At 37.9% G+C, this 24,671-nt stretch carries 14 protein-coding genes; 9 read left to right on the top strand and 5 right to left on the bottom strand.

Annotation, left to right across the window (positions count from 1 at the left end):
• Positions 1 to 99 precede the first annotated feature (99 nt).
• Positions 100 to 1,113, bottom strand: a complete 1,014-nt coding sequence (locus tag QS62_RS00875; RefSeq protein ID WP_066104480.1) for a YeiH family protein — start codon at positions 1,111 to 1,113, stop codon at positions 100 to 102.
• A 157-nt stretch (positions 1,114 to 1,270) separates the two neighbouring features.
• Between QS62_RS00875 and uvrB the strand changes: the two genes are divergently transcribed.
• Complete coding sequence (uvrB, locus tag QS62_RS00880) at positions 1,271 to 3,304, top strand: excinuclease ABC subunit UvrB (RefSeq protein WP_066104484.1); 2,034 nt, start codon at positions 1,271 to 1,273, stop codon at positions 3,302 to 3,304.
• Between the two features lie 121 nt (positions 3,305 to 3,425).
• On the opposite strand, the gene QS62_RS00885 is transcribed toward uvrB, so the two are convergent.
• Entirely contained in the window at positions 3,426 to 8,135 is a 4,710-nt protein-coding gene (locus tag QS62_RS00885) for a YadA-like family protein (RefSeq protein WP_066104487.1), read from the bottom strand.
• The gene (locus QS62_RS11840) at positions 8,110 to 8,259 is read right to left on the bottom strand and encodes an ESPR domain-containing protein (protein ID WP_082966100.1); all 150 of its coding nucleotides are present in this window, start codon (positions 8,257 to 8,259) and stop codon (positions 8,110 to 8,112) included. Before QS62_RS11840 ends, QS62_RS00885 begins: the two co-directional genes overlap by 26 nt.
• Positions 8,260 to 10,185: 1,926 nt before the next feature.
• Between QS62_RS11840 and QS62_RS00890 the strand changes: the two genes are divergently transcribed.
• The 7 genes from QS62_RS00890 to QS62_RS00920 all read left to right on the top strand — a co-directional run bounded on the left by QS62_RS00890 (position 10,186) and on the right by QS62_RS00920 (position 19,792).
• On the top strand, positions 10,186 to 11,319 hold the full coding sequence (locus QS62_RS00890) for a Gfo/Idh/MocA family protein (RefSeq protein ID WP_066104490.1): 1,134 nt from the start codon (positions 10,186 to 10,188) through the stop codon (positions 11,317 to 11,319).
• A 75-nt stretch (positions 11,320 to 11,394) separates the two neighbouring features.
• A complete protein-coding gene (locus QS62_RS00895) occupies positions 11,395 to 13,083 on the top strand; it encodes a solute:sodium symporter family transporter (protein ID WP_066104494.1) in 1,689 nt (562 codons plus the stop codon).
• Between the two features lie 66 nt (positions 13,084 to 13,149).
• On the top strand, positions 13,150 to 15,018 hold the full coding sequence (locus QS62_RS00900; protein ID WP_066104498.1) for a DUF294 nucleotidyltransferase-like domain-containing protein: 1,869 nt from the start codon (positions 13,150 to 13,152) through the stop codon (positions 15,016 to 15,018).
• Positions 15,015 to 15,731 carry an exonuclease domain-containing protein gene (locus QS62_RS00905; RefSeq protein WP_066104500.1) on the top strand — a complete coding sequence of 239 codons (717 nt, stop codon included), beginning with the start codon at positions 15,015 to 15,017 and terminating at the stop codon, positions 15,729 to 15,731. The genes QS62_RS00900 and QS62_RS00905 overlap by 4 nt, the downstream gene beginning before the upstream one ends.
• A gap of 442 nt (positions 15,732 to 16,173) precedes the next feature.
• Positions 16,174 to 17,112 carry a substrate-binding domain-containing protein gene (locus tag QS62_RS00910; RefSeq protein WP_066104663.1) on the top strand — a complete coding sequence of 313 codons (939 nt, stop codon included), beginning with the start codon at positions 16,174 to 16,176 and terminating at the stop codon, positions 17,110 to 17,112.
• A gap of 176 nt (positions 17,113 to 17,288) precedes the next feature.
• Positions 17,289 to 18,806 (top strand): sugar ABC transporter ATP-binding protein, encoded by a 1,518-nt coding sequence (locus QS62_RS00915; RefSeq protein WP_066104502.1) that lies wholly within the window; start codon positions 17,289 to 17,291, stop codon positions 18,804 to 18,806.
• A 29-nt stretch (positions 18,807 to 18,835) separates the two neighbouring features.
• On the top strand, positions 18,836 to 19,792 hold the full coding sequence (locus QS62_RS00920) for an ABC transporter permease (protein WP_066104505.1): 957 nt from the start codon (positions 18,836 to 18,838) through the stop codon (positions 19,790 to 19,792).
• A gap of 69 nt (positions 19,793 to 19,861) precedes the next feature.
• Here QS62_RS00920 and dnaJ read toward each other — a convergent pair whose 3' ends face one another.
• Together dnaJ and dnaK are read right to left on the bottom strand one after the other, a co-directional pair.
• The gene (dnaJ, locus tag QS62_RS00925; RefSeq protein ID WP_066104508.1) at positions 19,862 to 20,983 is read right to left on the bottom strand and encodes a molecular chaperone DnaJ; all 1,122 of its coding nucleotides are present in this window, start codon (positions 20,981 to 20,983) and stop codon (positions 19,862 to 19,864) included.
• Positions 20,984 to 21,118: 135 nt separating this feature from the next.
• Complete coding sequence (gene dnaK, locus QS62_RS00930) at positions 21,119 to 23,035, bottom strand: molecular chaperone DnaK (RefSeq protein WP_066104511.1); 1,917 nt, start codon at positions 23,033 to 23,035, stop codon at positions 21,119 to 21,121.
• 312 nt (positions 23,036 to 23,347) lie between these two features.
• Here dnaK and QS62_RS00935 point away from each other — a divergent pair, with 312 nt between their 5' ends.
• Complete coding sequence (locus QS62_RS00935) at positions 23,348 to 24,658, top strand: L-cysteine desulfidase family protein (RefSeq protein WP_066104514.1); 1,311 nt, start codon at positions 23,348 to 23,350, stop codon at positions 24,656 to 24,658.
• The last annotated feature ends 13 nt before the right edge of the window (positions 24,659 to 24,671 follow it).

A 24,671-nucleotide genomic window follows, 5' to 3' on the forward strand; every position in this document is an offset into this window, starting at 1 on the left:
TTTAGGGCGAAACCTAAATTTAGATAAGAAATAATTTAGCTAAAAGTTTTATAATTGATTTTATAAACTGAATGGAGTAATACTTACTCCACTTTTCTGCTATACAAATAATGCTTGGCTGACTAAATTAATCAGGAAACCCCCAATCGACAACCAGAAGAAAACAATTAATCCTAGCACTAAAGGTTTCGCACCTGCTTTTTTAATCGCATCAATATGAGTTGTTAGACCTAATGCCGACATTGCCATCATTAATAAAATAGTATCTAGTTCAACCAACCAATGAGTAATGACAGCGGGAATAATTGGGAAAGAGTTAACAATCGCCACCACAATAAACCAAACAGCAAACCAAGGAATATTAATTTTTCTTGCCTGTGAAGTAGATTGTTCACGACTTAAGAAATAAGAAAGCCCTAATAAGAATGGTGCCAACATCATCACCCGAATCATCTTAGTGATTACCGCACTATCCGCAATCTGATTATTAATATTTTGTCCCGCTGCATAGACTTGAGCCACTTCGTGTACGGTCGAGCCAATATAGATACCAAATTGATATTCGCTCAAATACGCATTTAGCCAGGTGTATAAAATAGGATAAACAAACATTGCAATGGTGCCAAAAATAACCACAGTCGCGATAGCAACAGACACCTTATGCGATTGCGCTTTTACCACTGGTTCTGCCGCCATTACCGCAGCTGCACCACAAATACTCGCGCCGGTTGCACATAATAAAGTCGTTTCACGATCAATCTTCAACCATTTCATACCTAACCAACAGGTAATAAAAAAGGTAGAAAGCAACATTACAGCATCAGTCGCAATAGCATTAAAACCGACGGAATCAATTTGCTGAAAAGTAATACGAAAACCATACAGAATAATCCCTGCACGCAATAAAATGCCTTTCGAGAAATTAACACCTTCGTGAGAAACATCTGCAATTTTGGGGTAAATAGAATTACCAACCAACATTCCAATAAGAATGGCAAAGGTTAAAGCACTAATGCCTAAAGATTGCCCAACTCCAAAATAAGTTAATGTGAAAGCAACGGCAGTCACCACACCAGACAATAGTAGTCCCGGAAATAAAGCTTTAATATTCATTTTTGATTTATCTAATAAATTAATGTTATAAGAAATTATAACTCGTTATATAACGGAATTCCATTGTGGTTAACCGCAATGTGGCGTAATACGCCAATATCGGTCAACACTAAAATATGCTAAAATCGCGTGTCAAATTTTCTCAGCCGATCTTGTTATGAAAAAAAACAGTAAACCCTTTATTTTACATTCCGATTTTAAACCTTCCGGTGATCAACCTGCAGCAATCGCAAAACTGGTAGAAAATTTAAATGATGGTTTAGCGCATCAAACGTTGCTCGGCGTAACCGGTTCAGGAAAAACCTTTACCATTGCTAACGTCATTGCGCAATTAAATCGTCCAGCAATGATTTTTGCCCCAAATAAAACCTTAGCAGCACAACTTTATGCTGAAATGAAAGCCTTTTTCCCCGAAAATGCAGTGGAATACTTTGTTTCTTATTATGATTATTACCAGCCAGAAGCCTATGTTCCTGCTAGCGATACCTTTATCGAAAAAGATGCTTCCATTAATGATCAAATTGAACAAATGCGTTTATCGGCAACAAAATCCTTTTTGGAACGACGTGATACGATTGTAGTCACCTCTGTTTCGGCTATTTATGGCTTAGGCGATCCAGACTCTTACCTAAAAATGATGCTGCACTTACAAACCGGTGATTTAATCGATCAGCGACAAATTCTCTCTCATTTGGCAGCACTACAATACACGCGTAATGATCAAGCTTTCCAACGCGGTACTTTTCGCGTACATGGCGATGTTATTGATATTTTCCCTGCTGAATCTGACGATGTTGCCTTAAGAGTTGAATTATTTGATGAAGAAATCGAACGTTTAAGTCTGTTTGATCCATTAACCAATCATTCGTTAGGGGCTGTTCCTCGTTATACGGTTTATCCGAAAACCCACTATGTCACTCCGCGCGAGAGAATTTTAGAAGCGATTGAGCAAATCAAAGTAGAATTAGCAGAACGTCGCGAATACTTTATTAAAGAACATAAATTACTCGAAGAACAACGTATTACGCAACGCACTCAATTTGATATCGAAATGATGAATGAGCTAGGCTATTGTTCAGGTATCGAAAATTACTCCCGCTATCTTTCTGGTCGTAAAGAGGGTGAACCACCACCGACCCTGTTCGATTATATTCCAAGCGATGGTTTACTGATTATTGATGAATCTCACGTTACCGTACCGCAAATCGGCGGTATGTATCGTGGCGACCGCTCTCGTAAAGAAACTCTCGTAGAATACGGATTTCGTTTACCATCTGCATTAGATAACCGCCCATTGCGTTTTGAAGAATTTGAGCGCTTAGCGCCACAAACAATTTATGTTTCTGCGACTCCGGGGCCTTACGAGTTAGAAAAATCTGGTGATGAAATTATTGATCAAGTGGTACGCCCTACCGGATTATTAGATCCTGAAATTGAAGTGCGTCCTGTCGCGACACAAGTCGATGATTTACTCTCCGAAATCCGTTTACGAGTGGAAAAAAATGAGCGGGTTCTCGTTACCACTTTAACGAAAAAAATGGCAGAAGATCTTACCGATTACCTAGCAGAACATGGCGTATTGGTACGTTATCTTCACTCCGATATTGATACTGTTGAACGAGTCGAAATTATTCGTGATTTACGTGCTGGGGAATTTGATGTGTTAGTCGGTATCAACTTATTACGTGAAGGATTGGATATGCCAGAAGTTTCCTTGGTCGCGATTTTAGATGCTGATAAAGAGGGTTTTTTACGTTCCGAACGTTCTCTAATTCAAACGATTGGTCGTGCGGCACGTAATTTAGCCGGTAAAGCAATTTTATATGCCGATCATATTACCCCTTCAATGCAGCGAGCAATTGAAGAAACCGAACGCCGCCGCCAAAAACAACAAGCTTACAATGAAGAACATGGTATTGTGCCAAAAGCCTTAAATAAGAAAATCGGTGAAATTTTGGATATTGGACAAAGCCCAAATCAAAAAGGTAAAAAACAACGGGTTAATAAAGCGGCTGAACCGCAAGCAAGTTATGCACCGTTGGATAATGCTAAAGATCTGCAAAAAGAGATCAAACGCCTTGAACAACAAATGTATAAGTTTGCCCAAGATCTGGAGTTTGAAAAAGCGGCACAAACACGCGATCAATTGCACGCTCTACGGGAACGTTTTATGCAATTACAGGGGGATTGATTTTAGGCTTAACGAACAAAAGTGTGGAATTTTTTGCACATTAAGCCCATAAAAAAACCGAGTGGTTACCCACCCGGTTTTCTATTTATATCGTCTATTTAACGTTGTTGTTACTTAGCTATTATTTCCATTGGAAACCAACGCCTGCGCCAACACCGAATCTACCGCTGCTATCTGATGAACCGCTAACTTTGAAGATAACTTTACCGTTATCAGAAAGTCTTGAGTAACCTAACGCAACAGAGTTTTCACCGCCGTAAGAACCGCCAGCAACTGCGATAGAGTTATAACCCGCTACACCGGCTTGCGGTAAGTTAGCTGTAGCAATTGCTCCAGCGATACCAGCACGTAAGCGTTTATCCATCTTGTTAACTTTGCTTTCTAAGTTAGATACACGAGTATTCACTTGATAACCTAACTCTTGCATTTGTTTCAAGTTCACAGCGTCAGTTGGGTCTTTCGCATCAGCAACACCGGTTACACGAATACCGTTAACGTTCAACGCAGTTTCGCTGCCTTTATATTGATCTTGACGAACAACAGAAAGTTTCGCGTTATCAGTACCGTTAGTTAAGGTTACAGTTTCGAGAACAAGGTTCTTACTCATATTAACGCTATAAATGCTTTGGCCATTTTCGCCTTTAGTTTCATCAACGCTAATATTTCCACCGCTAGAACCATTATTCACTTCAGAGCGAACTTCTTTCAACGCACCGTCAATAGTATCTTTTGTTGTACCGCCGATACCTTTGACTTTACCATTATCGTCAGTTTCCATACCTAAGACTTTCGCAATTTGTCCGCCGTTAACCGCATCTTTACTATCGTTCGTGATGCCGCCATCTTTCACGTTAGTGACTTTTTGGTTACCTGCGTCAATACCGTCTCTAGTAATTGATGGAGCATTGTTGTCTTTCGCTACTGTACCATCTTCATTGATAGTAACAAAACTTACACCTTTACCATCTACTTGTAAGCCTGCTGTATCTGACTCTTCAAAGATTGCACTCTTCAAGTTTCTGAGGTCTTCAGCGAGTTTAACAGTAAGTTCTGCTTTTTCTGCATTAGTTTCTACAGTAATATTATCTGCTGCGGTACCACCTGTTACAGAACCTTCACCCTTGATAGTTACTTTAGTACCTAACGGACTATGAACAACATCCCCAGAGTTACCAGCAAAGTCTAAACCAGCTTGTGCAACAGCTTGTAAGTCGCCGAGGTTAACTGCATGATTTAGCTCTAAACCAGATTTAGTGAGTAAGCCACCGTTACCATCTTTATTGTCACCAGCAATTGCTTTTTGTGCTGCATCTTTGTGAATAGCTTGTGGGTTAGTTGGATTAGCTGCACCATCCTTATTATCAGCATCACCATTTAATCCTAACGCACTCTTCACATTGGCTAAGGTCATTGTTGAACCATCACCAACTTGTACAACTACATCAGTATCAGCAACATCAACAACTTCTTCATCAGCATTTTTATATGTGCCATCATCTTGTTTAAAGAGTTGTTCTAACACTTGATTTCCATTTTTAGTAACATAATGCGCATAACTTACTGGAATAGCGCCATTATCAATTGCACTATTCGCAACAGCGCTGTTATCAGTAGAAATCTTAATCTCACTACCAGTTTGATCAAGTTTGATATGCTTACCAGCAACTAGTGTTAAACCATTTTGTCCAGGTTGAACGCGATATGGATCTTCAGAAGTATCTTTAGTTACTGAGCCACCATCAGCTTTAACACCAATTGTCCAACCAGCTTGAACCATATTGTTTACAGCTTGTAAATCTTTAATATTTACTGCTGCTGTTGGTGAGTTTTCTGCAGCACCATTTAATGCGTCTGTGAAGCTATCAACATTTTGCTTAGTGATATCTTTTAGATCTGTTACGTTAGCAAGATTATCAACAGCATTTGAATCTTCCTCAGTGATTGCACTCTTCACACCAGTTAATTTCACATCATTAGTTCCATCCGGACTAAAGAGTTTTACTCCAGTAATTTCAGTAGTCTCTACTCCATCGATTTTGTTTCCATCATCATCAACTTTGTAGAAAGCATCATCAAATTTAGCCACTTTATCACCATTCTCAGTAACATAATATGTTGGAGAAGCCACATTATTAATTGTTACTGTGTGTTCAGTACCTTTTTCATTAGAAGTTACAGAAACATGAGTATTGGCACCATCTTGAATGATAACTTTATCACCAAGTTCTACTCTTGAAGCATTATCGCCATTTGATTGTAAATCAAAACCTCTTTCAGTTAATGTTGTATCTAACTTTTCGATAGCATTATCAACATACTCTTTATTTGCTGCACTAGCCTTGTCTGTTGGAGTAGCAACATTGGTGATTTCTTTACCGCCGTTATTCAAGCCTTTATTAGTCAAGCTAACAGCATTTCCACTTGTTGGAGTAATAGTTACACCACTGCTATCCACTTTAGTTGAACTTGCTGCGTTATCTTTCGTAAATGTCGCTTCTTCTAAAGCTTGTAGTTTCTTCGCTAACTCAATAATAAGTTGGTTATTAGTAGCATCTGCAGTAACGCGGATATTACCTGCTGCATTAGCCACTCCAGCAAAGTTAGTGTCAGTTATTGTACCAGCGCCAACAATACCTAATGATTGACTTAATGCTCTATGAATTGAAACATTTGCTGTATTTCCAGTAAAGTTCAACCCTGCTTGAGCAACGGCTTGTAAGTCGCCTAAAGTAGCTGCATAACCAAGGTTTGCTCCACTTAGAGTTAATAAACTACCAACTGCTGTATCAGCATTCTCTTTAGTAATTGCTGTTCCTTGTGCTGTTGAATCAATTAAATTAGACAGACCAGATTTCAAGTTCTTTAATTTAATTGGTGTACTTGTACTATTACCATCCCCTACTAATGCAAGTTCTGAATTACCATCTGGAACATTTGATGCACTTAAACTAGTATATCTAACTGGACCTGCAACACCATTTTGAAGATCACCAATATTGCCTTTCAATGTTGCAAATGCACCGCTGATAGTTGTTGCCCCTGTAATACCTGCAATAGTGCCATTTACAGAAAGTGTGCCATCATTTGCAATGTCAAAATCACTACCTAAAATATTAGTCTTCAGGTTGCTTAACACAGTATAGAGTTGACCACCATTAACTACTTGTTTTGAACCATTTTTAATATCACCATCTGCTACACCACGAATTTTCTTATCATTTAATTTCAATGAATCATCATAAAGTGTAAGCGTAATAGAATCATCTCCTCTGCTAATAGAAGTAATACCTGTCAACTTATTATTTAAAGCATAATTAACAACACCATTAGCTCCAGTAGTAATCGTAATATTTTCGTCACCATTAAAGGTTAAACCAGTATCTAAAGTTGTTTCTTTAGCAGTAGTTTCCGTACCTGCTTTATATTTCAACTTCGCACCAGTGGTAACATATTGTTGAACTGCATATGCAGTAGCTAACTGGCCATCAGTATTTGTAGCTGAACCAATTGCAGCAGCTGTTTCAGCACGATTATTTGCTGCCTCAATCAATCGATTAATTGCCGTTAGTGCATTTAATGGAGCATCAACTGAAGTAGAACCTTTCACTGCTGTTGCAAAAGTAAACTTAGATTCATCTAATGTTCCATTATTACCGCTACTCATTGCACCACCAAGTTTTGTGACTAATGCTTTATATTGTTCAACATTAACCGCATCAGTATCAGCAGTACCTTTTGCCACGTTAATAATCTTATTGTTACCGTTGTCTAATCCAGTATTACTTAAAATAACTGATTGACCGCTTCCGGCAAATGTAAGTTGCGAAGCAGTAAGAGTTGCTGCTGGAGAACCTGCTGTTGAACCAGTAGCAATATTTACACTATCTTTATTAATGGTAGTATGTTGACCTTCAGTATCTCCAACGAACTGAGCAGAAGTTAAATTGGTAAGTACAGGATTTAAGCTAATTGTAGAATCAGTAATCTGAATATTACTTCCTGCAACTAAATCAGCAGCTTTTAAGAAAGTCTCATCGAGTTTGTCTTTTAACCCAGAAAAATTAACTGCTACTTTGTAGCTATTACCTGTTAAACCTTCAGGTTCTGTTGATGTAACAGTAATATAACTATCGCCCTCACCAGCAGTTACTTTTGTCTTCGCGCCTGCAATTGCATCATATACAACATCTGAGGTAACAACTTTTGTATCATTATCAGCAACAGCGGTGGCTTTGTTTAATGAAATAGTAATAGTTCCTGATGTTGCTGTTGTGGTGATATCCTTACCATCCCCATTGATCGCTAAAGTTGTCGCCCCTGATATCGCTTGTTCTCCTCCAGAATTACCCCTAATCTTTGTAATTCTATTATCTATAGCTTCAGTAATTTGCTTGTTGAAGCTACTTTCTAATTTATTTTGAGTAATTATTCCATCATGAAGATCGTTTGTTTGAATAGAGCCATCTATAATTTTTGAGCTGTCAACAGCATCATTCTGAATCTTATTTTTGCTTACTGAATTATCAGCTAATTGAGTAGTACCTATCCCATTCTCTTTTACAGAAATTATAATATTATTATCTTGTCCTTTTGTTTCTACGGTAGAATTATCCCCAAGAATCCCAAGTGTATAGGTACTATGTTCTTTTTTTGGAGTTGCTGTACTCTGATTAGCCACAAATGTAGTTACAACTTCAGTAAATGTCTCCTTATTTTCACCAGTTTCTGGCTGTCCACCACCAGCCATCACAACATTTGAAGCACCCAATCCAACAAGCAATATTGTACCGGCAGTAGCTGCTGCTTTAGTTAGAGAATTCCCCCCCCCCATTGACAATTTCTACAGGGTTAGCATTTTTTTCAGATTTGGTCTTACCATGAGCCTTAGTAAGTTCTGATACCGCAATCCAAATTCCTTTTGAATGATCGAAAATTACGCGAAATATATGGCTCATAAACCGTTCCTTTTTTGGTTATATATAGCATACAGCTACTATACGATTGAAAAATATGACTTTGACTTGAAGGAATTACGTCAATCGGCTTGAGGGAATTTCGTCAATCAGAGCCACTCCGATAAAATCGGGTAGAATGTAACACTGAGATAAATTTATGTAAATAGTGAATTTTAAATTTAGTGATATTCTTCAAATTTTTTGCAAAAAAAGCCATTTACTTTATTTTTATCTATCTGTTTATTTTTTATAAAAAATCATTTTTAACAAGAAAAAGTACAAGTTTTTTGTTATTTTTTACAAGTATAAAACCGCTTAATGCATTGGTATTACTGGTTTTGACAAAATCGCCTGGGGGGGGGTAATTTGTTTTAATTGTTACTATATTTTTAATTTATCGTTATCATAAACTGAATGAGAGGATGGATATTTTATCACCAATTACAACTTTAAATATTTTAGCGAAATGATTAATTTTAAAATGTCAATTTGGTTAAATGGTGTTTAATTTTATCTTCAAATAACACTTAAATGTAACACCTAAGAGGTACAATTCTTTTTTATTAATCACCTAGATGACTATTAGCCTTTGCTTTGCGCTTGTTTTTACAATGATTTTTCAGCCAACAGAGATGTAGCATTGATATGCCATAGTTTAAAAAGAATTTATTTCTTGTTACTAATTTGGTTCAAGATAAATTTCATTTGGAGTGAAAGTTCAGTCTATTTTTGCACTAAAAAATAAATTTAGATTTCGTGGTGAAATTTATTTTATCGTTTGTGTTGGTTGGTGAGATTGGCTTATTTCGCGTAAGCGATCTTGTCTGGTGTATATTAAAGTTGGTGTTTGCTAGGAGTAGTTTTTGCTACTGAATTGAAGTGAATATTTGTAGCAAATGCTTTTGTTGTTATCGAAATGCGCGGGGTTATGCGTTTCACTGGCAGAGGGTACTGGAGATTTGAAAAACTAGACTTTTCAAAGGGTTAGAAAAAAAGTACTGGAATATCTGTGAAAATGTGAGTGTGTTAAATAAATTATACTTGTTTGCTTTTATTGGGTTTAAATCTCCCCCCCCCCCTCTTTATTGCATTAAAGAGGGGGCCCTATCATCATTTGGATTAAGGATTGTGCTTTGTAGCAATATCTTTTACCACTTCAATGAAGAACTGTGCTTTCGATATCTTTTACCACTTAATAACAAATGCTTTTGTTGTTATCAAAATGCGCAGGGTTATGCGTTTCACTGGCAGAACCCTCTTCAAGATTGAAGAGGGTATGGGAGATTTGAAAAACTAGACTTTTCAAAGGGTTAGCAAAAAAGTGCTGGAATATCTGTGAAAATGTGAGTGTGTTAAATAAATTATACTTGTTTGCTTTTATTGGGTTTAAATCTCCCCAACCCCTCTTTATTGCATTAAAGAGGGGGCCCTATCATCATTTGGATTAAGGATTGTGCTTTGTGGCAATATCTTTTAGCACTTCAATTGAGATTTGTGCTTGTGGTGATATCTTTTGTCCCTCAATGAAGAGCTGTACTTGCGGCGATATTTTTTGTCCTTCAATTAAAAACTGTGCTTTGTGATGATATCTTTTACTACTTCAATGAAGAGCTGTACTTTGTAGTGATATCTTTTACCACCTAAATAGAACAAATATTCTTCTATTATTTTCTTTAAATGGCAGAGAGATACTTTTTCTTACCATATTGCAAGCCTTTTATTATTGCTCTTTTCAATATTTCTACTTAGATCACAAAATGAAATAAATTTTTTATTTAAATAAATAGATGAATTGAAATTTCCATTTTGCAATAGTATGTTACCTGCTAATCAGATTAAATTACTGCTCTATCCTTCTTAACAACAACCTACGTTAATTCCGATATGGGCAACTTTCTCAATCTATTTTTCACAAAGGAGTCAAATATGGACAAGGTAAGAATTGGTTTAGTGGGGACTGGTTATATCGGTCGTTGTCACGCCATCGCTTATGCCCAACTACCCACTGTCTTTAACTTACAAGGCAAAGTAGAGCTTGAATATCTTGCCGAAGTTACCCCTGAACTTGCTGCACAACGAGCAAAAGAGTTTGGTTTCCGCCGTTCTACTGCTCATTGGCAAGAGTTAGTCGCCGATCCTAATGTTGATGTTGTTGATATTTGTACCCCAAACTTTTTGCATAAAGAAATTGCCCTTGCGGCAATTCAGAATGGTAAAACCGTTTATTCAGAAAAACCGTTAGCGCTTACCGCAGCTGAAGCAAAAGAGATGTATTTAGCGGCAAAACAAGCTGGCGTTAAAACTTTGGTCGGCTTTAATTATGCCAAAAACCCGACCAGCCAATTAGCGAGAGAAATTATTGCTAGCGGCGAAATTGGTGAAGTTATCCATTTTTATGGCACCCATAATGAAGATTATCTCGCCAATCCGAATACACCAATTGATTGGCACTGCTACCGCCATTTAGCCGGTTTAGGGACTATCGGCGATCTTGCTGCTCATATCGTTCATATGGCGGAATATCTGCTTGGTACAGAAATTAAAGAGGTCTGCGGTGATATGCAAACCGTAATTAAACAACGTCCAGATGCAAAAGACCCAAGCAAACTCTGCACTGTTGAAAATGAAGACCAAGCCAGTGCGTTAGTGCGTTTTGCGAATGGTGCAATGGGCACGATTGAATCCTCTCGTATCGCTTGTGGTAGAAAAATGGGCTTAACGTATGTGGTCACTGGTACAAAAGGCACATTAAGTTTTACCCAAGAAAGAATGGCTGAATTGCAACTCTACATTCACGCAGATGCTTCTAATCGTCAAGGTTTTAAAACCATTTTGACCGGCCCTGAACACCCCGATTATCGCCCATTCTGTATTAGTGCCGGACATGGGATTGGTTTCAACGATCAAAAGGCAGTGGAAGTGCGCGATTTAGTTGAAGGATTGCTATACGACAAACCGATTATGCCTGATTTCTATGTTGGTTATCACGTTTCTCAAGTATTAGAAGCGATTGCCCAATCTGCACAAACTAGATCTTGGGTTTCCGTTACTGAAATTTAATTATTTGCAATTTAACTATTTGATGCTTTTGTAGCTTAATCATCGCTAATGATTAAGATGATGTAGGAGAAAATAATGTTTGCTTTTATTTCATTTATTGCATTTACCGCATTTGTTGCTGGTTACGCCTACTATAAAACGCGTAATGCTCATCTCACTGAATCCGCAGAAGGCTATTTTCTTGGCGGACGTTCATTAACCGGTATTTATATCGGCTCATCAATGTTATTAATGAATCTATCAACCGAACATCTTGTTGGTTTAAATGGTTTATCTTTCCGTACTGGTTTTATTGTAATGGCGTGGGAAGTTATGGCGGCGATGACAATCGTTCTCTTTGCGGTATTTTTCTTACCACGTTATCTAAAACTCGGTATTTCTAGTATTCCGGAATATTTGGAAAATCGTTTTGATAAACAAACGCTAACCATTACCTCTATTTTATTCCTTGGTTTATATGTGATTTCGCTGTTACCGATTGTGTTATATACAGGCGCAATTGCCTTAGAAAATCTCTTCCAAGTATCAAACGTGTTTCATTTAGATCGCTCCACTGCACTGTTGATTATGGTTTGGGGTGTTGGCGCTATTGGTGCTATTTATGCTGTCTTTGGCGGTATTAAAGCGATTGCGATTGCAGATACCTTAAATGGTGTTGGCTTAATTGTTGGTGGTTTAACCGTTACCTTATTTGCGCTCGGTTATGTTGGCGACGGTAACGTTTGGTCTGGCTTAGTAGAAGTCTTTGAATCCCATCCAGAAAAATTTAATTCTATCGGTGCCGAAGATTCATTAGTGCCATTCTCTACTTTATTTACTGGTTTAATCGTTTCTAATATGTTCTTCTGGTGTACCAACCAATCAATTGTACAAAAAGCTTTGGGCGCCAAAAATCTTGCCGAAGGACAAAAAGGGGTTTTCCTTTGCGCTTTCTTTAAACTGTTAATTCCTAGCATTATTATTCTGCCGGGTATCATTGCCTATCATATTTTTAACGGACAAATGGATAACCCAGATAATGCCTACCCTCGTTTGGTGCAACTTGTTTTACCGGATCTATTAGTTGGTTTCTTTGCCGCCGTAGTGGTAGGCGCCGTATTCTCAACCTTTAGTGGTGCGTTAAACTCATCGGTGACTTTATTTACCGTCAATATCTATAAGAAATCTTTAAATCCAAAAGCTTCTGAAACACAAGTGGTGACCGTTGGTAAAATTCTTGGCTTAAGTTTAGCGGTGATCGCAATGGTCGCGGCACCATTAGTAGCTAACAGTAGCGATGGTTTATTCTATTTAATCCAACAATTACAAGGTATGTTCAACGCGCCAATTCTTAGTGTTGTTCTCGTTGGTTTACTCACCAAACGTGTGCCGGCTATTGCAGCGAAACTAGGGCTATTATTCGGAATGAGTGCTTATATTGTGTTCAACTTTATTATTAAAGTGGATATTCATTTCTTCCACCTTATTGGCTTATTATTCGTTGCTAACATTATCTTTATGTTAACTATCGGCTACTTCTATCCTCGCCAAACCGAATACCAAGAAGTCTATACCGAACAAGTTGATATTAAACCTTGGTCATTGACTAAACCTGTTGCGGTTTTAATTACCTTAGCATCAGTATCAATGTACACCTTCTTAGCGCAAAATGTTGCTGATTGGGTAATGCCTAGTTATTATGTGCTCGCCGCAGCATCAATCAGTTATGTATTATGGTCAATTATGCAGGCTTTACGTTACGCTAGAGTAACTGAAACTGCCTAATTGCTTGATCGAACAAATAAACCGCTAACCATTAGCGGTTTATTTTATCCAGTATGAGTAGTAGCTATGACAGAAACATCACTTTTACCCAATATTGTTAATTTCTTATCTAATATTCACCCTTTTGCGCAGCTTAATCTTGAAGATCAAAAAGCATTAGCCGGTGCGGTAGATATTTTATATTTGATTAAAGATCAAACATTAGAGCAACAGCAATTAGTGGGTAAAGGGCTATTTATTATTCGTTCAGGCGCCATAGAACAACGGTTGCCATCAGGCGAGCTAAGAGCAAGATTAACCGATGAAGATCTATTTGGTTTTAGTCAGCTCGATCAAGAAGGAATAGGTGACTATTATGTAACTGCTATCGAAAATACACTGCTCTATCGCATTCCTAAAACAAAGCTGTATCAATTAATTGAGCATAATCCAACTGTTCGCAATCATTTCGCCGCTCAAGAGGGCGTTCGGATTGCACATTCCACCAGCAAACCATTTGCCGAAGAAGCTCTTTATTTAAAAACTGTTGAAACAGTGATGAATAAACAGATGGCAATTGTTTCGCCCGATCTTTCCATTCAGGCAACGGCGCAAATTATGGTGAAAATGCACCGTTCCAGTGCTTTAATTATGCAAGATCAACGCTTGCTCGGTATCATTACTGACCGAGATATTACTAAACGTGTTGTCGCTGAAGGTATCTCGATTCAGCAACCGATTCATACCGTAATGACACAACAGCCAAAAGTGATTGAGAAAAATGCGTTACTGATTGAAGCGATTGAAATGATGATGTTGCACAATGTCCGCAGTTTGCCTGTGATTGATACCAATAGCGACAACGTTATTGGGGTGCTGACCGCAACCAGTCTGGTTGAACGAAGTAAAGTACAAGCGGTATTCTTAATTAGCCGTATTTATCGGCAAGAGTCGTTAGAAGAATTACTCTCTTTAGTGCCACAAAAACAAGCAGTTTTTCTTACTTTGCAGGAAGCTGGCACACACGCTTTAATTATTCAGCAAATGCTGACGTTAATCGCCGATGCCTTTACTAAACGTTTATTACAACTTGCTGAACGAGAATTGGGAAAACCGCCAATGCGTTATGCGTGGTTTGTTATTGGTTCGCAAGCTCGACAAGAAATGCACCTCAACTCCGATCAAGATAGCGGCTTAATTTTAGAACGTTCGCCTACTGACGAAGAACGAGCTTATTTCCAACGCTTAACTGATTTCGTTTGTAATGGCTTACAGCATTGTGGTTATCCATTATGCGATGGTGAAATGATGGCAAATCAAGCCAAATGGTCGGTGGAATTAGCGAAATGGAAAGAGTATTACCGACAATGGATTTACAACCCTGATCCACAAGCACTATTAGATGTCAGCGTCTATTTAGATATTCGCTTCCTGTTTGGCGATCAGTCATTGGTAGAACGTTTGCAGGAAACCATACTAATACATATCAAAGGCAATCAACGTTTCTTATCGTTGTTGATTGCTAACTCATTACGGGTTAATCCGCCATTAGGTCTATTCCGCCAATTTGTCTTGGCAAAAAATGGTGCTAATCAAAAGGTTCTCAATCTGAAAAAACAAGCTATCAATTTAATTATTGAATTAGCCAGAGTTTATGCTTTAGCGGCGAATAGCTTAGCGACTAATACCGCAGAACGCTTAAAAATTGCCAGCCAGAAAGAGATTATTAGTGAAGATAGTCAGCAAGAACTTTATGAAACGCTATCTTTCATCAGTCAAGTACGATTATCGCATCAACAACAGGCGTTACTGCAACATTTGCCGTTGAGTAATGAAATTGCCCCTACTTCATTAACGCCGTTTGAAAGAAATCATCTGAAAGATGCTTTCCGTATTATCGCGCGCTATCAAGAAGCGGCACAGATACGTTTTAATAGCAAAGGATTGTTACGATGATTTGGCAATTTTGGCACGATCCCTTAAAAAAATTAGAGAAACAGCGGCAAAAAGCACTGGATTCAGCGGATATTCCTGCGATGGCTTTACCGTTATTTGCACAAGCTATTCCTAATGGAGATACGCCGTTATCTCAATTACCACTAGTCGCATTAGATTTTGAAACTTCAGGGTTAGATATTACTCAAGATCGCATTTTATCGGTTGGCACTGTTGAAATTAATCAGCAAGTGCTTTCGCTTGCTACTGCACAGCATTACTATCTTTCTACTGGCGAAGCAATCAAGCCGGAAACGGCAATTATCAATCATATTCGCCCTGAAGTTTTAACGCTTGGAATGAGTGAACAAAGTTGTTTACAACAATTGATTCCTTATTTGGCAGGTAAAATTGTGATTGCCCATTGTGCAACTATCGAGCAGAATTTTCTCAGAAAAGCGCTAACTTTATCCTCTTCACTACCGTTGCCATTAATTTTTCTTGATACCCTTTGTTTAGCGCGTTCACTTTCTGAATATTGGGGAAAAAGTAATCCGGATCTACGTCTAGCAGAAATCAGGCAGCATAAAGGCTTGCCTGCCTATTTGGCGCATAATGCTATCGCAGATGCTATTGCTACTGGAGAACTCTTCTTAGCTTTAATTGCGGAAATTTTTCCTCATCAGCCGGTTACATTGCGACAAGTGATGAAACAATGCGCAACACAACGATGATTAAATTTTCTAAAAATTCTTAAAAATAAAACGTTATTTCTAAAATAAGAGATTATCAAAGTTGTTCCTTAGCTACTCCCAAGATACCGCTTGAAACAATTTATGATTGTCCCTTTTTATCTTTCCCCCTCTATTTTTATCAAACTTAACAAGATTCCATATCAATATAATTAATTGAAAAACAATTATTTTTATAAAAACCTAGAAAATACTATAACTGATAAAAATCACTTAACTAAAAGATTTTTGCACAAAAAATGAGAGATATTTCACAATTCATTAACTTCGTGATTGTCAGAAAAATATCTTAATGTTATACATAGCGCCAGATAATTTATTTCAAATTATCATTATTTGGAATTTATATTCTTTAATTGACGTCTTTGTAGAATATAGTTGTATTTCCGTCGTGATTAACTCAACTTAAAAGGCTAATCTTATGATGAAAAAAACATTACTCACTGTCCTATGTAGCGGTCTGTTATTAACTTCACAAGCGGTAACAGCCAAAACTTATGTTATCGGGGCGCCAATGAATTCATTTGCTGATAAATGGCAAACTTACCTACAAGACGCAATTCGCGAATTTGATAAACAACACGATGATGTTGTATTCAAACTAGCTGATGCTAACGCAGACTCTGCAAAACAATTAAGTGATGTTGAAACCTTTATCGATCAAAAAGTTGATGCACTATTAGTGGTGCCAAACGATCCTAACATCGTCAAAGCGATTGGACGTAAAGCAAAAAATGCCGGTATTCCATTAATTATCGTGAACCGTCGTCCAAACGAAGATGATATGAATAAATATGTCACCAGCTTTGTTGGTTCAGATGAAATCGAAGGTGGACGTATCCAAGGTAACTTCATTGTTAATGCTTTAGGCGATAAAAAAGGCGAAGCATTAATTTTATTAGGGCCATTAGGACAAGATGCGGTAACTAAACGCACCGAAGGTAATAAAGACGTTTTCAAAGATCATAAAAACATTACCATTGTTGCTGAACAAGAAGGTAAATGGGAACGCGATAGAGGGCTGGCAATTGCTGAAAATGTTTTATCAGGACAAAAATCAATCAATGTCGTCGTAAGTAACAACGATGAAATGGCTATTGGTGCGGTACTTGCTTCACGTAAATTAGGCATCAAAGATGAAGATATTCTGATTGTCGGCTTAGATGCTACGCCAGACGCATTAGAGTATTTAGGTAAAGGCTTAGATGCAACTGTATTCCAATCAGCACAAGGTCAAGGTTCCGCTGGTGCAGAAATGGCATATCGTGCAGCTAAAGGTGAAAAAGTAGAAAAAATCAAATGGGTTCCATTTGAACTCGTTACTCCAGATAAGAAAGAAGAATATCAAGCAAAATATAAATAATGTTGTTAGGGAAAGAGATTCCATTATCTCTTTCCTTAATTTTTATTTGGTCGTCAATTTTAATAATAAAGATAACTTTGAACATAGCTTATAAGGTAACCAAATCAATATTTCCTGCAGTTCTCATTACTCGAGTTACCTTAACAATAAACTTCTAATTTATTAAGGAGTTCTAAATGAATTCATTAACTCATAACCCCTATATTTTAGAAATGAATAACGTTTCAAAAACCTTTCCTGGGGTCAAAGCATTAGACGGCATCAATCTAAAAGTTAAACGAGGAAGTGTTCACGCGTTAATGGGCGAAAATGGTGCTGGTAAATCTACTTTAATGAAAATTCTCTACGGCATTTATACCCCTGACGATGGTGGTGAAATTATTTTCAATGGCAAACCATTTAATCCTTCTCGTCCGATTGATGCTATCCGTAAAGGTTTAACGATGGTGCCGCAAGAGATTTCACCTGCCGCTAATCTCACCATTGCAGATAACTTTTATCTTGGGCGTGAACTCACTAAAGGAAAATTTTTCTTAAATCAAAAAGAGATGGACGAGAAAGCAGCAAAAATTTTAGAAGGACTCGGTATTCCAATGGATGTGACCGTCAAAATGTCCGAAGTTTCTGTTGCTAAAGCACAACTTGTTGCAATTGCTACTGCAGTTTCTAACAATGCCAAAGTGATAATTATGGACGAACCCACCACCGCATTGACTGAAACTGAGGTTGAACAGCTCTATAAAATTATTGAAACCGTTAAAAATCATGGTATCGCCATCATCTTTATTTCACATAAATTAGATGAAGTCTTTAAAGTTTCCGATGAAATCACCGTTATTCGTGATGGTCAATATATTGGTACTAAACCTGCCAGTGAAGTAACAAAAGAAGAATTGATTTCGATGATGGTTGGACGTGATATGTCGGAAATGTTCCAACGTGAACGTATTGAGATTTCTGATGAAATCATCTTGGAAGTTAAAAATTTAACCCGCGCTGGAAAATATGAAGATGTCAGTTTTCAGGTTCGTAAAGGTGAAATTTTTGGTATCGCCGGCTTAGTCGGTGCTGGTCGTTCCGAAATTGTGGAAGGACTGTTTGGTTATAAACCAGCGGATAGTGGTGAAATTTATATTCATGGTCAAAAAGCAAATATCAAAACGCCACTCGATGCAATGAAATACAAAATCGGCTTTGTTACTGAAGATCGCAAATTAACCGGATTATTCCTAAATCTTAGTATTACCGACAATATGATTATGCCAAAAATGTCGCCTTACTTAGAAAATTTCCTAATTTCAGTAACTAAAGCACAAAGAACTGCATTAGAACAAAAAGATAAACTCAAAATTAAAGCACCTAATGTCGAGGTGATTACGAATAATCTTTCTGGCGGTAATCAACAAAAAGTATTGTTAGCACGATGGTTACTCCTTGAACCAGATATTTTAATTCTCGATGAACCTACCAAAGGGATTGATGTTGGTGCGAAAGCCGAACTCTATAAATTGATGGTAGAACTCGCGAAACAAGGAAAGACCATCATTATGATTACTTCCGATATGTTGGAATTACTCTCTATGAGCGATCGCGTGATGGTTATGCACGAAGGCCATCAAGTCGGCATTATCCCACATCAAGAATTAACGCAAGAACGTGTGCTCGAATTGGCTTCTGGTTTAACACATAACTAAAAAATTTATCTACGTATGAGGAATCTATTATGTCTAACGATACAATAAAAAAGATGCTAAATGCCTATGGTATGGTGTTTATTTTAATTGCGTTATTTTTAGTTTTATCTGCCTCTATTGATGGCTTTTTCTCGCCAAGAACTGTCTGGAGTATCATCGAACAAGTTTCAATGTTTGGGATTATTGCAATCGGGGTAACTTTTGCCATTGTCACCACAGGAATTGACTTATCATCCGGCTCAATGGTTGCTCTTACTTCTGTTGTTGCCGCTTCTATCGTAACCGGCGGTGATAGTGTGAGCGCTGCCTTCCTTGCTTTTGCTCTTTCTATCGCATTAGGTGCATTACTCGGTGCAATTAATGGCGGCTTAACTGCAATCGGTTCTATTCCTCCGTTTATTGCGACACTAGGAATGATGATTATTGCTCGTGGCGCAGCGCAACTTTATTCTGACGGTCGTCCGATTGATGCTTCTTCTGAAGCCTTTACTTGGATCTCAGATGTCAGTTTCTTTGGCTTACCCGGCTTAGTGATCTTATATATTCTTGTGGTGATCGGTGCTCATATTTTACTTAGCCGCTCTACTTTTGGACGCCACGTTTATGCCGTAGGCGGCAACCTTAACGCTGCAAAAATTTGTGGTATTAATACTACCAAAACACTGATTTGGGTATATGTTTTGGCTGGAGCATTATCTGGTTTAGCGGGTGCAATGTTAGCTGCACGTACTTATGCAGGAAATCCGTCTTATGGTTTAGCGTGGGAGTTAGATGCCATTGCTGCAGCGGTTATCGGCGGCGTTTCACTTAGTGGCGGTATTGGTACAATTCCAATGTGTGTAATTGGCGCATTAATTATTGGTACTACAAATAAAGGATTAAATATGTTGGGCGTTGATCCATATTGGCAACAGATTGTGAAAGGTTTAATTATTGTTGTGGCAGTATTAATTGATACCTTAAAACGCCGTAAAAAAGGAAGTTAATCCGAAAATCTTTATAGATGAAAATAGCGGCAATCTCGGCCGCTATTTTTATACTTATTTTATTGAATGTTATTTTGATAAATTATCAAAGAAACGTTTAACACCATCTAAAAAGCCACTTTCCTTGGGACGATGTTGATTACGCCCTTCTAAGCTTTGTTCAAATTTTTGTAATAACTCTTTCTGCTCTTTATTCAATTTCACTGGTGTTTCCACAATCACGCGACAAATTAAATCGCCTTGATAATGTGAACGAGTAGAAGTTACCCCTTTACCACGTAAGCGGAATAATTTACCTGTTTGTGTTTCTTCTGGGATCTTCAATTTCACTTTACCATCTAGGGTTGGTACTTCAATTTCTCCACCCAAAGCTGCTAAAGTGAAACTAATTGGCACTTCACAATAAAGATTATTACCATCACGTTGGAAAATATCGTGTTCTTTAACGTGGATCACGACATATAAATCTCCCGGAGGTGCGCCATTTTCACCTGCTGCGCCTTCACCATTTAAGCGAAGTTGGTTACCTGTATCTACACCAGCCGGTACTTTTACCGAAAGATTTTTTTGTTTGTGAACACGTCCATCGCCATGACAAGTGTCACAAGGTTGTTCAATAATTTTTCCTGTACCATGACAATGCGGACAAGTTTGTTCTTGTACAAAGAAACCACTTTGACGGCGGATACGGCCAGAACCATGACAATAGCCACAAGTTTCTACTTTTGATCCTGCTTTTGCACCTGAACCATGACAAGTATCACAAGTTGCTAAGGTTGCAATACGAATATCTTTGCTGACACCTTTTACCGCTTCCTCTAAAGTAATTTCTAGATCATAGCGAAGATCTTCACCTCGTACGACACGTTGACGACCACGTCCGCCACCAAACATATCGCTAAAGATATCACCAAAAATATCACCAAAATCAGCACCACCGAAACCGCCGCCAGCGCCACCACCTTGTTCAAAAGCAGCGTGACCATATTGATCGTAAGCAGCACGTTTCTCTTTATCACCTAAAACATCATAGGCTTCTTGGACTTCTTTAAATTTCTCTGCTGCATCTTTATCACCTTGATTACGGTCAGGATGCAATTTCATCGCTAAGCGTTTATAAGCCTTTTTAATAACTTTTTCATCATCTGTTCTCGATACGCCTAGCACTTCATAATAATCACGTTTTGCCATTCGTTTACCTATTACTCAATTGATTAATAGCGGATGTAGTTCTTCTGAATACACTAAAAGGGCGAGGTGTTGAACCGTCGCCCATTAGTTAATTGCAGCAACCTATTGAATAAACTGCTGCATCAGGAGGATAAATTATTTATCTTTTACCTCTTCAAACTCAGCATCAACAACATCATCTCCGTTGTTCTTTGCACTACCTTGTGCTTGTTGTTGCTGTGCTTGACCAGCTTGAGCTTGTTGTTGAGCAGCTTGCATTAATTTTTCAGCTGCTTGAATTAATGCTTGAGTTTTCGCTTCAATCGCAGCTTTATCTTCGCCTTTCGCTGCAGTTTCTAGTTCGCTAGCTGCTTTTTCGATAGCTGCTTTATCATCTGCTGAAAGCGCATCACCTACTTCACCTAATTGTTTACGAGTTGAATGAACTAAATGATCTGCTTGGTTACGAGCTTGCACTAATTCTTCAAATTTACGGTCAGCTTCTGCATTTGCTTCTGCATCACGTACCATTTGTTGAATTTCTTCATCACTTAAACCTGAAGAAGCTTTAATAGTGATTTGTTGCTCTTTACCTGTACCTTTATCTTTCGCAGATACATGGATAATACCATCCGCATCGATATCGAAAGTTACTTCAATTTGTGGCATACCACGTGGTGCTGGATTAATACCTTCTAAGTTAAATTGACCTAAAGATTTATTATCTGCTGCACGTTTACGTTCACCTTGTAATACGTGGATAGTTACCGCACTTTGGTTATCTTCCGCTGTTGAGAATACTTGTGATTTCTTAGTAGGAATCGTTGTATTCTTTTCAATTAAGGTAGTCATTACACCACCCATAGTTTCGATACCTAGTGATAATGGAGTAACATCAAGTAATAATACGTCTTTTACATCACCTGCTAATACACCGCCTTGTACTGCCGCACCGATTGCTACAGCTTCATCTGGGTTAACATCTTTACGTGGTTCTTTACCGAAGAATTCTGCCACTTTTTGTTGCACTAATGGCATACGAGTTTGACCACCAACCAAGATAACATCATTGATTTCAGACACACTCAAATCAGCATCTTTCAATGCAACACGAATTGGTTCCATTGATTTAGCCACAAGATCTTCAACTAAAGATTCTAATTTCGCACGAGTTAATTTGATATTTAAGTGTTTTGGTCCAGTTGCATCTGCAGTGATGTATGGTAAGTTCACATCAGTTTGTTGCGCTGAAGAAAGTTCAATTTTCGCCTTTTCACCAGCTTCTTTCAAACGTTGCATTGCTAATGGATCATTACGTAAATCAATACCTTGTTCTTTCTTGAACTCATCCACTAAGTAGTTGATAACACGATTATCGAAGTCTTCACCACCTAAGTGGGTATCACCGTTAGTTGCTAATACTTCGAAAGTTTTTTCTCCATCTACTTCATCAATTTCGATAATTGAAAGGTCAAATGTACCACCACCTAAGTCATATACTGCGATAGTGTGGTTACCTTTTGATTTATCTAAACCATAAGCTAACGCTGCAGCTGTCGGTTCGTTAATGATACGTTTTACTTCTAAACCAGCAATACGACCAGCATCTTTTGTTGCTTGACGTTGCGCATCGTTAAAGTATGCAGGTACAGTGATTACTGCTTCAGTAACAGTTTCACCTAAAAAATCTTCTGCCGTTTTCTTCATTTTTTTCAACACTTCAGCAGAGATTTGTGGCGGAGCCATTTTTTCGCCTTTCACTTCTACCCAAGCATCACCATTGTCTGCTTTCACAATATCAAATGGCATAATGCTTACATCGCGTTGTACTTCATCATCAGTAAAACGACGACCAATTAAACGTTTGATTGCAAATAAAGTATTTTTTGGATTTGTTACTGCTTGACGTTTTGCCGGTTGACCTACTAAAGTTTCACCATCTTGTGTATAAGCAATAATTGAAGGGGTTGTACGATCGCCTTCTGCATTTTCAATTACACGTGGTTTATCACCATCCATCACAGCCACACAAGAGTTTGTTGTACCTAAGTCAATACCAATAATTTTTCCCATAATAGTTATTCTCCTGATTTTGAATTCATTTTTGACATTCGACTAAATAAGGATCGTTTTGAGAAATACAAGGGCAATTTTAAATTTTTGCTCAATTGTTTTTCTGAACGCCTTATCGTTCGTGCCACACTAAATTGAAGTTAAAATTGGATTTTCAAGGGGTATCTATAAAAATTTTTCATTTTTTTCTATTTAACCCAAAATCATTGAATATTCATCTTTTTACTAGCGCATATTTTTTTACTGTGTATATTTAGCAAGTATATTTTTATCCTATTTCATTAATGCTTGTTGCTAACCTGATGAGGCTTTATGAATTCACATTTACAACCTTTTGAGCAAACCTTAATTAATATTGTTAAACAAGATGTTGTTCCTGCACTAGGCTGTACTGAACCCATTTCTTTAGCTTTAGCTTCTGCGACCGCAGCAAAATATTTAAAACAAATGCCTGAAAAAATTATTGGCAAAGTGTCACCTAATTTAATGAAAAATGGCTTAGGTGTTGCCGTACCTGGTACTGGTATGGTCGGGTTACCAATTGCTGCTGCCATCGGTGCGATTGGCGGTAATGCAGATGCGGGTTTAGAAGTATTAAAATCCATCACTGCCGATCAAATCGCCGCAGCAAAAACAATGTTGCAACAACAACTCGTCAATGTTTCTATCAAACAAACCGATCATATTTTATATGCTGAATCGACCTTATATGCTGGCGATAATTGGGTGCGTGTTGTTATTCAAGATCAACATACTCACATCGTGTTAATCGAACAAAATGGCGCAATACTGTATCAAGCACCGCCCGAAACAGCTAATAATGATGAAAACTATGCAGTATTTAACCAATTAAAAGCGAAAGATATTTTTGATTTTTCGATGCAAGTTGCTCTCGATAAAATTGACTTTATCAATCAAGCGGAAACCTTAAATGCTGCGCTTTCTCAAGAAGGATTACGCAAAGATTATGGATTGCATATTGCTCGCACATTGCAAAAACATATTGGTGATGGTTTGTTATCCGATGACTTACTTTCCCGAATTATGATCAATACGACCGCTGCTTCTGATGCCAGAATGGGTGGTGCAACTTTACCTGCAATGAGTAATTCAGGTTCTGGCAATCAAGGCATTACAGCAACTATGCCGGTAGTCGTGGTAGCGAATCACCTCAATGTTTCCGCTGAACAACGTACTCGTGCGTTATTTCTTTCTCATTTAATGGCAATCTTTATTCATAGCAAATTGCCAAAACTTTCCGCACTTTGCGCAGTGACTACCGCAGCAATGGGAAGTTGTGCCGGTATTTCCTATTTAATTAACAATAACTTTGAAACTGCTGCGATGGCAATTAGCAGTATGATTGGTGATATTAGTGGAATGTTGTGCGACGGTGCAGCAAATAGCTGTGCAATGAAGGTTTCTACTAGTGTGACTTCTGCCTACAAATCCGTATTAATGGCAATGAATCAAACTTGCGTTACAGGTGATGAGGGTATTGTTGAACATACTATCGATCGCAGTATTGATAATTTATGTGCTATCGCTTGCAAAAGTATGCAGCACACCGATTTCCAAATTATTGAAATTATGGCAAATAAACCACAAAACCAATGTAAATAAGTTATACTAACTC

The organism is Gallibacterium salpingitidis (genome assembly GCF_001678495.1).
Classification (GTDB): Bacteria; Pseudomonadota; Gammaproteobacteria; order Enterobacterales; family Pasteurellaceae; genus Gallibacterium; species Gallibacterium salpingitidis.